This window comes from Gottfriedia acidiceleris, from assembly GCF_004138285.1.
In the GTDB taxonomy this organism is placed as follows: Bacteria; Bacillota; Bacilli; order Bacillales; family Bacillaceae_G; genus Gottfriedia; species Gottfriedia acidiceleris_A.
In genome coordinates, this window is the sequence record NZ_SCFN01000005.1 from 212608 (window position 1) to 226466 (window position 13859).

The window sequence follows — 13859 nt, forward strand, 5'->3', positions numbered from 1 at the left end:
TGACACTAAGTGTTTGAAGGATTCCTTTTGAAAGTTAAGTCCAGGTCGGTAAGAGATTAGGGCTATGTTATAAAAAAATAATTAAATGAAACCCTTGAAGGGAGTGAAAGCTTGTGTTAAACGGATCACTATTCGTATTAGCTGAAGCAGGGCATGTTTCTGGTGTACCTTGGGGCAATGTCGTGTATCAATTAGTAATATTCCTGATTTTACTTGCTCTTCTGAAAAAGTATGCTTTAGGACCAGTAATGGGAATTATGAAACAACGTGAAGATCACATCGCTAATCAATTAGATTCAGCTGAGAAAAACAACGCTGATGCAATGAAACTAGTTGAAGAGCAAAAGCAAGAGTTAGTTGCTGCTCGAACTGAAGCTCGTGAGCTTCTTGAGAAAGCTAGAAAGCAAGCTGATGTACAACGTGAAGAAATCGTTGCCGCAGCAAAAGCAGAAGCTGAAAACTTGAAAGAAAGCGCTAAACGTGAAATTACTCGTGAGAAAGAGCTTGCAGTACAATCAGTTCAACAACAAGTTGCTTCATTATCTGTATTAATTGCTTCTAAAGTACTTGAAAAAGAAGTGAAGTCTGAAGACCAATCTGCTATTTTTGATCAATATCTTAAAGAAGTAGGCGAAGCTAAATGAGTAACGAATTAGTTGCAAAACGCTACGCAAACGCTCTTTTTGAATTAGCAACTGAACAAAATTTAGTAGAAACTGTTGAACATGATTTACAAGTAGTGAAAAAGGAGTATGTAGAAAACTTAGAATTAAATAAGTTTTTACAACACCCTGGTATCACAAAAGAAAGCAAAAAGTCTGTCTTAAATGACACGTTTGCTTCAATCTCTGAAACGGTATTAAATCTAGTATGCTTATTAGTTGATCGTGGGCGAATGAGCACTATTTCTAACTTAGTAACTGAATATGTAAAAATTGCAAATGAAACTCGTAATATTGCAGATGCAACAGTTTACTCTGTAACGGCAATGTCTTCGGAAGAACTAGATAAAATTGGAGCGTTATTCGCTTCTAAATTAGGTAAAAACTCAATACGTTTGAAAAACGAAATTGATCCATCTTTAATCGGTGGTTATAAAGTTCGTGTAGGAAACCGTATTTTTGACGGCAGTTTAAAAAATAAACTTGTTCGAATTGAACGTGAATTAATCGCAAAATAGTTTGTAGATAGGGGTGAAATGCATGAGCATCAAAGCTGAAGAAATCAGTGCGCTGATTAAAAAGCAAATCGAAAATTACCAAACTGAAATAGAAGTTAGTGATGTTGGTACAGTTATCCAAGTTGGTGACGGTATCGCTCGTGCTCATGGTCTTGACCAATGTATGTCTGGAGAACTAGTTGAGTTCTCTAACGGCGTTATGGGACTAGCACAAAACTTAGAAGAAAACAACGTAGGTATTATCATCTTAGGACCTTACACAGGCATTAAAGAAGGCGACGAAGTTCGTCGTACTGGACGCATCATGCAAGTTCCAGTTGGTGAAGCATTAGTAGGACGTGTAGTAAACTCATTAGGTCAACCAGTTGATGGATTAGGCCCAATCGAAACGACTAAATCTCGTCCAATTGAAAACGCTGCTCCAGGCGTAATGGCACGTAAATCAGTACATGAGCCATTACAAACAGGTATCAAAGCGATCGACGCTCTTGTACCAATCGGACGTGGACAACGTGAGTTAATCATCGGTGACCGTCAAACTGGTAAAACAGCTGTAGCAATCGATACAATCCTTAACCAAGCTGACCAAAACATGATCTGTATCTATGTAGCAATTGGTCAAAAAGAATCAACAGTTCGTGGACTTGTTGAAACTTTACGTAAGCATGGCGCATTAGATTACACAATCGTTGTAACTGCACCTGCTTCATCTCCAGCTCCAATGTTATACTTAGCTCCTTTCGCTGGTGTAACAATGGGTGAAGAGTTTATGTACAATGGTAAACACGTATTAGTAGTATACGATGATTTATCAAAACAAGCGGTAGCTTACCGTGAGCTTTCACTATTATTAAAACGTCCTCCAGGTCGTGAAGCATATCCAGGGGATGTATTCTACTTACACTCTCGCTTATTAGAGCGTGCAGCTAAGTTAAATGATGAGTTAGGTGGCGGTTCATTAACTGCATTACCATTCATTGAAACACAAGCTGGTGATATCTCAGCTTATATTCCAACAAACGTAATCTCGATTACTGACGGACAAATCTTCTTACAGTCTGACTTATTCTTCTCTGGCGTACGTCCAGCGATTAATGCAGGTCTTTCTGTATCACGTGTTGGTGGTTCAGCGCAAACTAAGGCGATGAAATCAGTAGCAGGTACGCTACGTCTTGACTTAGCGTCATTCCGTGAGCTAGAAGCATTTGCTGCGTTCGGTTCAGACTTAGATAAAGCAACTCAAGCTAAACTTAACCGTGGTGCTCGTACAGTTGAAATCCTTAAACAAGGTTTACACAAACCATTAAAAGTAGAAAAACAAGTAACATCTTTATATGCATTAACACGTGGCCACTTGGACAGCGTAGCAGTTGAAGACATTACTCGTTTTGAAGAAGAAATGTTAGCTTGGATGGACGCTAACGCAAAAGGTCTATTAGATGCTATTCGTGATACTGGTAAATTACCAAACGAAGCTGACCTTGACGCTGCAATCACAAGCTTTAAAAAGAACTTTATTGCTTCTAAATAATAAGGCGATTTAAATATCTGGATTTGAAGGATCGGGCTCTAGCTCGTCCTTCATTTAACTGTTTACCAAAAGGTGGTGAAAACCTGTGGCATCATTACGCGATATAAAAACAAAAATTAATTCAACAAAAAAGACAAGCCAAATCACAAAAGCGATGGAGATGGTTTCTGCTGCGAAATTAAACCGTGCTGAGCAAAACTCTAAGCAATTCGTTCCTTACATGGAAAAAATGCAAGAGGTAGTTGGTAGCGTGGCAAAAGGTGTAAACAGTAGACATCCGATGCTAGTAACTCGTCCAGTTAAAAAGACTGGTTACATTGTCATCACTTCTGATCGTGGTTTAGCTGGTGCATTTAATAGTAACGTATTACGTGCGGTAACAAATACAATTAAAGAACGTCATAAATCAAATGATGAATTTGCAATTATTGTACTAGGTCGAGTTGGACGTGACTACTTTAAGCGTTTAGGTTACCCAATCGTTGAAGAGGTTCTTGGAATTCCAGATCAACCTTCATTCGATGATATTCAAAAATTTGCTAATCGTACAGTTCAAATGTACACAGACGGCATTTTTGATGAGCTTTACTTATCATATAATCATTTCGTAAGTAAGATTTCTCAAGAAGTTACTGAGAAAAAGCTATTACCTTTAACAGATATTGACACAGGTAAGGCAACAACTAATTACGAATTTGAACCATCTGATGATGAAATCTTAGAAGTTTTACTGCCTCAATATGCAGAAAGCTTAATCTTTGGTGCATTATTAGACAGTAAAGCTAGTGAACACGCTTCACGTATGACAGCGATGAAAAGTGCAACTGATAATGCGAAAGAAGTTATTAGTAAGCTTACTCTTCACTATAACCGTGCGCGTCAAGCAGCAATTACACAAGAAATTACTGAAATCGTCGGTGGAGCAGCGGCACTTGGCTAATCTGCTTACAACGGCTATATAAATCGATCGGCTTTTAATGAAACAATGCTAGGAGGAAAAGCGATGAGCAATGGTATTATTACTCAGGTATTAGGTCCGGTTGTAGACGTAAAGTTCGAAAACGGCCAATTACCACAAATATATAATGCGTTACGTGTTCGTAAAGAAGCGGGCGACGCAAACGAAGTAAACATTGATTTAACATTAGAAGTTGCTCTTCACTTAGGTGACGATACTGTTCGTACAGTTGCAATGGCTTCAACTGATGGATTAGTACGTGGAATGGAAGCAGTTAACACAGGTAAACCAATTTCGGTTCCAGTTGGTGACGCTACATTAGGACGCGTATTCAATGTGTTAGGTGACAACATTGACTTAGACGAAGAACTTGGAGAAGACGTACGTCGTGACCCAATTCACCGTCAAGCACCTAAATTTGAAGAATTAACTACAAAAGTAGAAATCCTTGAAACTGGTATCAAAGTAGTAGACTTATTAGCTCCTTACATCAAAGGTGGTAAAATCGGTCTGTTCGGTGGTGCGGGTGTAGGTAAAACTGTACTAATTCAAGAATTAATTAACAACATCGCACAAGAGCACGGCGGTATCTCTGTATTCGCTGGTGTAGGTGAGCGTACTCGTGAAGGTAACGACTTATACCACGAAATGAGCGACTCTGGCGTTATCAAGAAAACAGCGATGGTATTCGGACAAATGAACGAACCACCTGGTGCACGTCAACGTGTTGCCCTAACTGGTTTAACAATGGCTGAATATTTCCGTGATGAGCAAGGACAAGACGTGTTATTCTTTATCGATAACATCTTCCGTTTCACTCAAGCAGGTTCTGAGGTTTCTGCCCTATTAGGTCGTATGCCTTCTGCGGTAGGTTACCAACCAACTCTTGCTACTGAAATGGGTCAATTACAAGAGCGTATCACTTCAACAAACAAAGGTTCTGTAACTTCGATTCAAGCGATTTACGTTCCTGCCGATGACTATACGGATCCAGCACCAGCTACAGCGTTCGCTCACTTAGATGCAACAACAAACTTAGAGCGTCGTCTATCTGAGATGGGTATTTACCCAGCGGTAGATCCATTAGCGTCTACATCTCGTGCATTAAACCCTGAAATCGTTGGTGAAGAGCACTATGAAGTAGCTCGTCAAGTACAATCAACTTTACAACGTTATAGAGAACTTCAAGATATCATCGCAATCTTAGGTATGGATGAGTTATCAGAAGAAGATAAATTAGTCGTAGCTCGTGCTCGTCGTATTCAATTCTTCTTATCTCAAAACTTCCACGTTGCGGAGCAATTCACAGGACAAAAAGGTTCTTACGTACCAGTTAAAGAAACTGTTAGTGGATTCAAAGAGATCTTAGAAGGTAAATATGATACTCTTCCAGAAGATGCATTCCGTTTAGTTGGACGCATTGAAGAAGTAGTAGAAAAAGCAAAAACACTAGTATAATAATTGTCTAATCGACAGCTTGTTCATCATTCTAACTGAATGGACTTGATTAGCTCACGAAGCTAGACAGGAGGAGTTCACTATGAAGACAATGAAAGTCAGTATCGTCACTCCTAATGGACCGGCTTATGAAGGCGAAACAGAATTCGTTAGCACGAAAGCAACTAGCGGTGAGCTAGGTATTTTACCAGGACACATTTCAACTGTGGCACCGTTAGCAACAGCACCTGTTAAAATTAAAACACCAGCTGGAACAGATTACGTTGCAGTTAGTGGCGGATTCATTGAAATTCGACCTGAAGCCGTTACAATATTGGCTCAATCTGCTGAAGCATCAACTGAAATCGACGTTGAGCGTGCAGTAGAAGCAAAAAAACGTGCAGAAACACGTCTACAAGATAGACGTCCTGACACAGATATCAAACGTGCAGAACTTGCTTTACACAAAGCAATGAACCGTTTAAACGTAGCACAATATAAGTAATTAAAAAAAGAGCCCTTGTTGGGGCTCTTTTTTTGTTGGGGTAAGTGGGGGGATTAGTAAACTGATAGGTGGAAATATAATCGGAGTAACTGCTATTAAAATCGAAGAAACTGCAATTAAATTTTGCAAAACTACAATTAAAATTGAGATAACTACAATTAAATCTACTAAATATCAGAAAAAAGACACTAATTTAGAGACTTTCTTCATATACCCTCTATCTATAACGCTTCAAGACTGCTTCGCAAACTAAACCTACCATCATCAGGATCAAAAAAGACAAAATACACTATTTAGACGAGTTGTCACAGCAATCCTCTTTTTAGTTTAATTCCAATCCCGCTGTTGTTAAAATTCCACTTCTTGAGATTTTTAAAAGGTATTCTGCCATGTGTTTTTTTGTGTACGGCATATCATTTTCAACCCAAAATGAAATTACGCTGAGAGTTGCGCCTGAAATATAGCTTATTAGTAGGTCACCTGGGACAAGGTATTTATTCTTTTTTGGCTGAATGAATGCAATACCTTTTTCGAACGTTGTTGATAATACTTCGTAAAGTCTTCTTCTAAAAATATTTGGTCCTTGTCGTTTTAGTAGGACTTTGTAGAAGTAACTGTTTTTTTCGATATGTTCGAATAGATGGAAGTATGATTGTAAGGCCATTTCATCGAGTGAGTTTGGGTTTCCGTCATACGTACTAAAATCTACATTCTTCATGGCGCTGTCCAAATCAACTAGTTTTTCTCTAACGATTTGGCGGACCATTTGGTATTTGTCTTCGTAGTGGCTATAAAAGGTTGCTCTGTTGACATTGGCTTTTTTAGTTATATCTTGTACACTTATCGCTTCGAATTCTTTATCAGCTAATAGCGAAATTAATGCATCTTGTAAAAGTTGTCTAGTTCGAATGACACGAGGGTCAAGATTATTTTTTATGCTCATTTTAAAACTCCTTTATTAAATAACTTTAAGAAATTAAACAATTAATAATAGTAGTGTTGCTTAAACAACAAATTTTAAATTATTAACGGTTGAGTACGTTTATAAATCAATTATAATTAAAAACTATGAGAAGTAAAACGACAACGTGTTGCTTTACTTTTGTTACCTATATAGAGAAACGATTAAAAATTTAGGAGGAATTTTATTTATGGGGAACATGAAGAAAATGGTGTTTGTTAACATAATTACTTTAATCATATTAGTTGCTGGTGGATTTGCTGGTTACTACTATTATGATCAATCAACAAATTATATAAAAACTGATAATGCAAAAATAGATGGGCAACAAATTGTTATTTCATCTCCTGCTGCTGGTAAGCTTGAGTCATGGTCTGGTACTTTCGGAAAAACATTTTCACCAAATGAATCAATCGGGAAAGTTTTAACTGCGCCTCAAGCAGCTGGAGATACTGCACGTGAAGTATCAGTTTCAGTACCAACAAATGCAACGATTGTTCAAGCAAATGCAATTAAAGATCAATTGGTAGGAACAGGTTCAACTCTTGGTTATGCTTATAACTTAGATAATCTTTGGGTTACTGCAAATATTAAAGAAACTGAAGTAGAAGACGTGAAAAAAGGTCAAGAGGTTGATGTGTATGTTGACGCATATCCAGATACTACTTTAACAGGTACTGTAGAGTTTGTTGGATTAACAACTGCAAATACATTTAGTTTATTACCTTCTGGAAACTCTAATGCAAACTATACGAAAGTAGAGCAGGTTGTACCTGTAAGAATTGCTTTAGATCATAATAAGTCATTTGAAATTGTTCCAGGAATGAATGCTTCTGTTCGTATCCATAAGTAAGGAGGAATTTCTATGTCTACAGGAATGATCATAGCATATGGAGGGTTTTGCTTAATTGTTTTCTTTATAATTAATCGAATCGTATTAAGAAATAAAGAAAATGACCTAAAAATAGATAAAAGAGAAGAAATGGTCCAATCGGAAGAACCGAATAAAATAGAAAAAACTGAAGAAATTCAAAAGAAGTCAATTCCATCTGAGTCAAGTGAAAATCAAAGCTTTAGCATGGGAAAAGTTTTGACAGTACTATTACTAGGTATGTTCGTATCTATTTTAAATCAGACTTTAATAAATGTTGCTTTACCGAAGTTAATGGCAGATTTTAATGTAACTACTTCGACTGCACAATGGTTATCGACTGGTTTTATGTTAGTGAATGGTATTTTAATTCCAATCAGTGCTTACTTAGTTGATACATTTACTTATCGAAAATTATTTATCTTTTCGATGATTGCCTTTACAATCGGTTCAATTATTTGTGCTTTATCAGGAAACTTCCCAGTTATGATGGCAGGTCGCGTAGTTCAAGCAGTCGGGGCCGGTATTTTAATGCCGCTTGGAATGAATATCTTTATGACAATCTTCCCTCCTGAAAAGCGTGGGGCAGCAATGGGATTAATGGGGATTGCAATGATTTTGGCACCAGCTATTGGTCCAACAATAACTGGGTATGTAGTACAAGATTATTCATGGCATTTCTTATTTTATGGAATGGCTGTGTTTGGTGTCATTTCAATCATTTTGGCTAATTCTTGGTTTCATATTTCACGTAAACGTTCATTCCCGACTTTAGATATATGGGGAGTACTAAGTTCGTCAATTGGATTTGGTAGTTTATTATATGGATTTAGTGAAGCAGGGAATAAAGGTTGGGGTAGCACTGAGGTTGTTCTTTCTTTATTAATTGCTTGTATAAGCTTAGGCTTATTTGTTTGGAGAGAATTAACTGCAAAACAACCTTTAATAAATTTAAAAGTATTTAAATCTTTTTCGTTTTCTTACACATTATTAATTAACTTAATCGTTACAACAGCATTATATGGAGGGATGATTTTACTACCTCTATATTTACAAAACATCCGTGGATTTACACCGATAAAAGCAGGATTATTATTACTACCTGGTTCATTAATTATGGGTGCTCTTGGACCACTTACAGGTAAATTATTCGATAAATATGGTATCCGTCCTTTAGCTATTTTTGGTTTACTCATTATGACATTTACAACGTATGAGTTCACTAAATTATCTATTGATACACCGTATTTAAAAATTATGTTTTTCTATACTTTACGTTCATTCGGTATGTCATTTATTATGATGCCAATTATGACTGCTGGTTTAAATAAGTTGCCACTTAAGATGATTTCGCATGGTACTGCAACTCAAAATACATTGAGACAAGTTGCTGGTTCGGTAGGTACAGCAATTCTTGTTACAATCATGACGACTCAAACGACAAATCACATGGCAGACTTCTCAAATGAAGTAACGTCAACGAATCCATTCATCATGGATTGGATTCATCAAACTGGTGCACAGCTTGCTGCCGTAGCTGGATTAACACCAGCACAGGGTGGATCTTTAGCGGTAACAACTCTTTATAGCCAGGCGTCTAAATTAGCATCTATTAATGGAATCAATGATGCATTTATCTTTGCAACTGCATTGTCTGGTATTGCTTTAGTACTTTCATTCTTTATGGGTAGTACAAAAAGTAGAAAGTTTGCACAACCTAAATCTAAAAATCAAAATAAGCAGTCTTCAGAAACGATTGCATCTTAAAAAAAGACCAGTTCATGTTTTGAACTGGTTTTTTTTTCGACAATTATCACTATTTTTTAATTTGTGGGAATTGTGAATAACTTTCTGTGGATTTGTGGATAACTCTTATACTGATATACAATTTTAGTAACTGGTAATGACAATTAAAATATTAGAAATTTATTAGAACGACATACATATAAGATAAATTAAGAATAATGGAATTTATTTTCCAGCTATATTATTCAATTTTAGGATTAATGGCAATAAATATCGACACGTTTTTGTCACATTTGTTATAATGGATACGATTACAAAACTGAATAGTAAAAATTAATGAAAAATACATTATATTTATAATAAGTATATAATGTAGAGCTCTGTAGTTAGAGGAGGGACAAGTTTCGTGAATGCTTATTTAAATAATTATGTGATCGTAGTTGTGTTTCTAGTGATAGGAATTGCGCTTCCAGTTGTGGCACTCTCGGTAATAGGAAAAATTTTAAGACCGAATGTACCAACTGAAGCAAAAGCAACGACCTATGAAAGTGGTATTGAACCATTTCATGATGCGAAGGTTCGTTTCCACGCTGGATATTACATTTTTGCACTATTATTCGTCATTTTTGATGTTGAAACTGTTTTCTTATATCCGTGGGCGGTTGCATATGATCAATTAGGGCTTTTTGCTTTTGTAGAGATGATTATTTTTATTCTTATGCTACTACTTGGACTTATTTATGCTTGGAAGAAGAAGGTGTTGAAATGGTTATGAAGTTAGATGGAATTTCTGTTGCTGAAATGGAAGAACTCCAAAAGAATATTTTTTTCACGACTTTGGAAGAAGTGAAGGCATGGGCAAGAAGTAACTCGTTATGGCCATTAACATTCGGGTTAGCTTGTTGTGCAATCGAAATGATGGGTGTAGGTTCATCTCATTATGACTTAGACCGTTTTGGATCATTTTTCCGTACTTCTCCTCGTCAATCTGACTGTATGATTGTTTCTGGAACTGTTACGAAAAAGATGGCGCCAATTGTTAAACGCTTATATGATCAGATGCCTGAACCGAAATGGGTAATTGCGATGGGCTCATGTGCCACTGCTGGTGGACCATATGTTAACTCGTATGCAGTTGTTAAAGGAGTGGACCAGATTGTTCCTGTGGACGTGTATATCCCGGGATGTCCACCGAATCCAGCAGCATTAATTTATGGTATCAACAAATTGAAAGAGAAGATTCGTTACGAAGCTAAAACTGGAAAGCAGGTGACGAATAAGTGAGTGAAGATAAGTCAAAAGAACAGTTAAAGAAAGAAGCAGCTGAGAGGGCTAAAGAAGCGGCTCGACGTAAAATGGAACAGTTGAAGGCAGAAAAGGAAGCTGCAAAAAGTACTGAAGTTCAAAAAGAAGAAGTTTCTGTAGTTGAGGAACCAACTGTTGAAAATGAAGTTAAACAAGAGGAACCAGCTTCAGAAGATGAAAAAGCGAAAGCACTTGCACTAGCGAAAGCAAAAGCAGTAGCAGCAGCGAAGGCAAAGGCGGCAGCAATCGCAAAACAAAAAGCTGCAGAAGCAAACGAACAGGCTAAAGCAGAAGAGCCAGAGGTGACTTCTGATGATGATAAGGCAAAGGCCTTAGCAGCGGCGAAGGCAAAAGCAGTAGCAGCAGCGAAGGCAAAAGCAGTAGCAGCAGCGAAGGCAAAAGCAGTAGCAGCAGCGAAGGCAAAAGCAGTAGCGGCAGCGAAAGCAAAGGCAGCAGCATTAGCAAAGCAAAAAGCAGCCGGTGAAGAAGCGCAGGCAGATGGTGCAGATGATGAAAAAGCGGAAGCAATTGCAGCAGCAAAGGCAAAAGCAGTAGCGGCAGCGAAAGCAAAGGCAGCGGCATTAGCAAAACAAAAAGCAGCCGGTGGAGAAGACACTGCAACTGCTGGTTCAGACGATGAAGCGGCGAAAGCGAAGGCAATTGCAATTGCGAAGGCAAAAGCAGCAGCAGCGGCAAAAGCGAAAGGCAAAACAGATGGTGGTAAAGATGCTCCAGTTGAAGAAGTGAAAGCTTCTCACAATCAACCATTTTTAGATGAAGTAAAGGCATTAATTGAAAAAGAGTTTGGAGCGGAAGTTATTGAGGAAGCAATTATTAATACGCTATCTAAACATGATCCAACTTTTACAATTAAAAGGGATGCTTATTATAAAGTAGCACAGTTCTTAAAGAATAATGAACAGCTACAATTTACTTATTTATCTGGTTTACATGGAACAGATTTTGTTGAGTACATGGAAGTATACTCTTACATATATTCATATAAACGTAAACATGGAATCGCTTTAAAAGTAAGAGCAGACCGTGAACAACCTATTGTTGATAGTATTACTCCAATTTGGGAAGGTGCAAACTGGCCAGAGCGTGAGACTTACGACTTACTTGGTATTCAGTTTGAAGGACATCCAAAATTGGAGCGTATATTACTGCCAGATAATTGGGTTGGCTATCCACTAAGAAAAGATTACGTTCAATTTGACGAGGGGGTGTAGGATAAGCCATGATTCGTACGGAAGAAATGCTATTAAATGTCGGACCTCAGCATCCAAGTACACACGGTGTATTTCGTCTTGTGTTAAAGATTGATGGAGAGATCATTAAAGAGGCGACACCTGTCATCGGTTATCTACACCGTGGGACAGAGAAAATCGCTGAAAATCTTCAATATACACAGATTATTCCATATACGGACCGTATGGATTATCTATCAGCAATGACAAATAACTATGTTATCTGCCATGCTGTTGAAACAATGATGGATATTAAAGTTCCAGATCGCGCAGAGTATTTACGCGTTATTTCAATGGAATTAGGACGCGTTGCTAGTCATTTAGTTTGGTGGGGTACAAACCTTCTAGATATTGGGGCAGTGAGTCCATTTCTTTATGCTTTCCGTGAGCGTGAAATGATTATCAATCTATTGAACGAACTTTGTGGAGCGAGACTGACTTTTAACTACATGCGTGTAGGTGGGGTTAAGTGGGATGCACCTGAAGGATGGATTGAAAAAGTAAAAGAATTTATTCCTTATATGAGAGAGCAATTAAAAGGATATCACGATTTAGTTTCTGGTAATGAAATCTTTATTAATCGTGTAAAAGGTATTGGTGCATATTCACAAGAAGATGCAATTAATTTTTCATTAAGTGGTGCAAATCTACGTTGTACTGGTGTTAAATATGATCTACGAAAAGATGCTCCATATTCTATTTACGATCGCTTTGATTTCGATGTACCAGTGGGAACAGTTGGCGATGCATGGGATCGATATATGTGCAGAATGCTAGAAATTGAAGAGTCATTAAAGATTTTAGAACAAGCTGTTGAACAATTTCCTGCTGAAGGTGATATTTTAGCAAAAGTTCCTAAAATCATCAAAGCTCCTAAAGGTGAAGGATACGTTAGAATCGAGTCGCCGCGTGGAGAAATCGGTTGCTATATTGCAAGTGATGGAAAAAAAGAGCCTTACCGTTTGAAGTTTAGACGACCATCTTTTTATAACCTGCAAATTCTTCCAAAGTTATTAAAAGGTGAAAACATTGCAAACTTAATTACTATTTTAGGTGGTATTGATATTGTACTTGGGGAGGTAGACGGATAATGATAGAAAATCTTCTACAAAGTACACCGTCTTGGATAAATTTTCTCATCTATTTAGGCTTAGGGGTTATTTTTCTATTTGTAGTTTTAGGTTTCGTTACGTTTGGAATCCTATCTGAACGTAAAGTAATGGGTTTCATGCAAGGGCGTATTGGACCCAACCAAGTTGGTGGACGTTATGGTTTACTTCAAACTGTTGCTGACGTATTAAAACTACTTTTAAAAGAAGATACAATTCCAAAAGCGGCAGATAAACCATTATTTATAATTGCACCGATTATTGCATTTGCACCAGCGTTTATGGTATTAGCAACTCTACCTTTTACAGAGAACTTACAGTTTGCTGATATAGGTGTTGGATTACTTTACTATATTGCTGTTTCAGGGTTAACAACAGTTGGTGTTGTTACAGCGGGTTGGGCTTCAAATAATAAATACTCACTTATTGGTGGTATGCGTGCTGCAGCACAGATGATTTCATATGAAATTCCGTTAGTAATGAGCGTATTAGGTGTTATTTTATTAACTGGAAGCTTAAATCTAAATGATATTGTTAATGCACAAGAGAATGTATGGTTCATTGTAACTCAGCCGATTGCTTTTATCGTTTTCTTAATTGCAGCTGTAGCTGAATTAAACCGTACACCTTTTGACTTACCAGAGGCTGAGTCAGAACTAGTTGCAGGTTATCATACAGAGTTTTCAGGATTCCGTTGGGCATTCTTTATGCTTTCAGAGTATGTTTACTTTTTTGCAATGTGTTCGTTAATTACGATTCTATTTTTAGGTGGATGGAAACCAATTGCGGGTCTAGACTTTATTCCTGGAGCTGTTTGGTTCTCTTTAAAATTTAGTGTAATTTTATATTTATTAATTTGGTTCCGTGTAACGTTCCCACGTTTACGTGCTGACCAATTAATGGAGTTCGGTTGGAAAGTATTGTTACCAGTTTCATTAGCTAATATTTTAATTACTGCATTAGTAAAAAGTTTGTTCTTCTAAACAAATAGACCAATCTAAAGGGG

Annotated in this window: 14 protein-coding genes; 13 read left to right on the plus strand and 1 reads right to left on the minus strand. The window is 37.3% G+C overall.

Annotated features, from left to right (window positions below; genetic code table 11):
* The first annotated feature begins 113 nt into the window (after window positions 1-113).
* From atpF to EP747_RS09755, 6 genes are all read left to right on the plus strand, one after another.
* Window positions 114-644: a F0F1 ATP synthase subunit B gene (gene atpF, locus EP747_RS09730; protein WP_129689697.1), complete on the plus strand. Its 531-nt coding sequence runs from the start codon at window positions 114-116 to the stop codon at window positions 642-644.
* On the plus strand, window positions 641-1180 hold the full coding sequence (locus EP747_RS09735; protein WP_056469304.1) for a F0F1 ATP synthase subunit delta: 540 nt from the start codon (window positions 641-643) through the stop codon (window positions 1178-1180). Before atpF ends, EP747_RS09735 begins: the two co-directional genes overlap by 4 nt.
* 22 nt (window positions 1181-1202) lie before the next feature.
* The gene (gene atpA / locus EP747_RS09740) at window positions 1203-2711 is read left to right on the plus strand and encodes a F0F1 ATP synthase subunit alpha (protein ID WP_056469307.1); all 1509 of its coding nucleotides are present in this window, start codon (window positions 1203-1205) and stop codon (window positions 2709-2711) included.
* Between the two features lie 85 nt (window positions 2712-2796).
* Window positions 2797-3651 carry a F0F1 ATP synthase subunit gamma gene (locus EP747_RS09745; protein WP_129689698.1) on the plus strand — a complete coding sequence of 285 codons (855 nt, stop codon included), beginning with the start codon at window positions 2797-2799 and terminating at the stop codon, window positions 3649-3651.
* 63 nt (window positions 3652-3714) lie between these two features.
* Complete coding sequence (gene atpD, locus EP747_RS09750) at window positions 3715-5127, plus strand: F0F1 ATP synthase subunit beta (protein ID WP_025568604.1); 1413 nt, start codon at window positions 3715-3717, stop codon at window positions 5125-5127.
* An 82-nt stretch (window positions 5128-5209) separates the two neighbouring features.
* On the plus strand, window positions 5210-5611 hold the full coding sequence (locus tag EP747_RS09755) for a F0F1 ATP synthase subunit epsilon (RefSeq protein WP_129689699.1): 402 nt from the start codon (window positions 5210-5212) through the stop codon (window positions 5609-5611).
* Between the two features lie 322 nt (window positions 5612-5933).
* Here the strand turns inward: EP747_RS09755 and EP747_RS09760 are convergent, their stop codons facing one another.
* Window positions 5934-6554, minus strand: coding sequence for a TetR/AcrR family transcriptional regulator (locus tag EP747_RS09760; protein WP_129689700.1), 621 nt, complete (start codon window positions 6552-6554; stop codon window positions 5934-5936).
* Between the two features lie 226 nt (window positions 6555-6780).
* On the opposite strand from EP747_RS09760, the gene EP747_RS09765 reads away from it, so the two are divergent.
* From EP747_RS09765 to nuoH, 7 genes are all read left to right on the plus strand, one after another.
* Window positions 6781-7425 carry an HlyD family secretion protein gene (locus EP747_RS09765; RefSeq protein WP_419179304.1) on the plus strand — a complete coding sequence of 215 codons (645 nt, stop codon included), beginning with the start codon at window positions 6781-6783 and terminating at the stop codon, window positions 7423-7425.
* A gap of 12 nt (window positions 7426-7437) precedes the next feature.
* A complete protein-coding gene (locus tag EP747_RS09770; RefSeq protein ID WP_129689702.1) occupies window positions 7438-9210 on the plus strand; it encodes a DHA2 family efflux MFS transporter permease subunit in 1773 nt (590 codons plus the stop codon).
* 385 nt (window positions 9211-9595) lie between these two features.
* On the plus strand, window positions 9596-9964 hold the full coding sequence (locus tag EP747_RS09775; protein WP_056469320.1) for an NADH-quinone oxidoreductase subunit A: 369 nt from the start codon (window positions 9596-9598) through the stop codon (window positions 9962-9964).
* Window positions 9955-10473 (plus strand): NuoB/complex I 20 kDa subunit family protein, encoded by a 519-nt coding sequence (locus tag EP747_RS09780; RefSeq protein ID WP_056469321.1) that lies wholly within the window; start codon window positions 9955-9957, stop codon window positions 10471-10473. Before EP747_RS09775 ends, EP747_RS09780 begins: the two co-directional genes overlap by 10 nt.
* Complete coding sequence (locus tag EP747_RS09785; protein ID WP_129689703.1) at window positions 10470-11726, plus strand: NADH-quinone oxidoreductase subunit C; 1257 nt, start codon at window positions 10470-10472, stop codon at window positions 11724-11726. The genes EP747_RS09780 and EP747_RS09785 overlap by 4 nt, the downstream gene beginning before the upstream one ends.
* Before the next feature lie 8 nt (window positions 11727-11734).
* Window positions 11735-12835 (plus strand): NADH-quinone oxidoreductase subunit D, encoded by a 1101-nt coding sequence (locus EP747_RS09790; protein WP_025568980.1) that lies wholly within the window; start codon window positions 11735-11737, stop codon window positions 12833-12835.
* Complete coding sequence (gene nuoH, locus EP747_RS09795) at window positions 12835-13836, plus strand: NADH-quinone oxidoreductase subunit NuoH (protein ID WP_129689704.1); 1002 nt, start codon at window positions 12835-12837, stop codon at window positions 13834-13836. The genes EP747_RS09790 and nuoH overlap by 1 nt, the downstream gene beginning before the upstream one ends.
* Window positions 13837-13859 lie beyond the last annotated feature (23 nt).

Coding starts and splice junctions, on each gene's coding strand:
- atpA (WP_056469307.1), top strand. CDS start 1,203: ATGAGCATCAAAGCTGAAGAAATCAGTGCGCTGATTAAAAAGCAAATC.
- EP747_RS09760 (WP_129689700.1), bottom strand. CDS start 6,554: ATGAGCATAAAAAATAATCTTGACCCTCGTGTCATTCGAACTAGACAA.
- EP747_RS09765 (WP_419179304.1), top strand. CDS start 6,781: ATGGTGTTTGTTAACATAATTACTTTAATCATATTAGTTGCTGGTGGA.
- EP747_RS09780 (WP_056469321.1), top strand. CDS start 9,955: ATGGTTATGAAGTTAGATGGAATTTCTGTTGCTGAAATGGAAGAACTC.
- EP747_RS09770 (WP_129689702.1), top strand. CDS start 7,438: ATGTCTACAGGAATGATCATAGCATATGGAGGGTTTTGCTTAATTGTT.
- atpD (WP_025568604.1), top strand. CDS start 3,715: ATGAGCAATGGTATTATTACTCAGGTATTAGGTCCGGTTGTAGACGTA.
- EP747_RS09755 (WP_129689699.1), top strand. CDS start 5,210: ATGAAGACAATGAAAGTCAGTATCGTCACTCCTAATGGACCGGCTTAT.
- EP747_RS09735 (WP_056469304.1), top strand. CDS start 641: ATGAGTAACGAATTAGTTGCAAAACGCTACGCAAACGCTCTTTTTGAA.
- nuoH (WP_129689704.1), top strand. CDS start 12,835: ATGATAGAAAATCTTCTACAAAGTACACCGTCTTGGATAAATTTTCTC.
- EP747_RS09790 (WP_025568980.1), top strand. CDS start 11,735: ATGATTCGTACGGAAGAAATGCTATTAAATGTCGGACCTCAGCATCCA.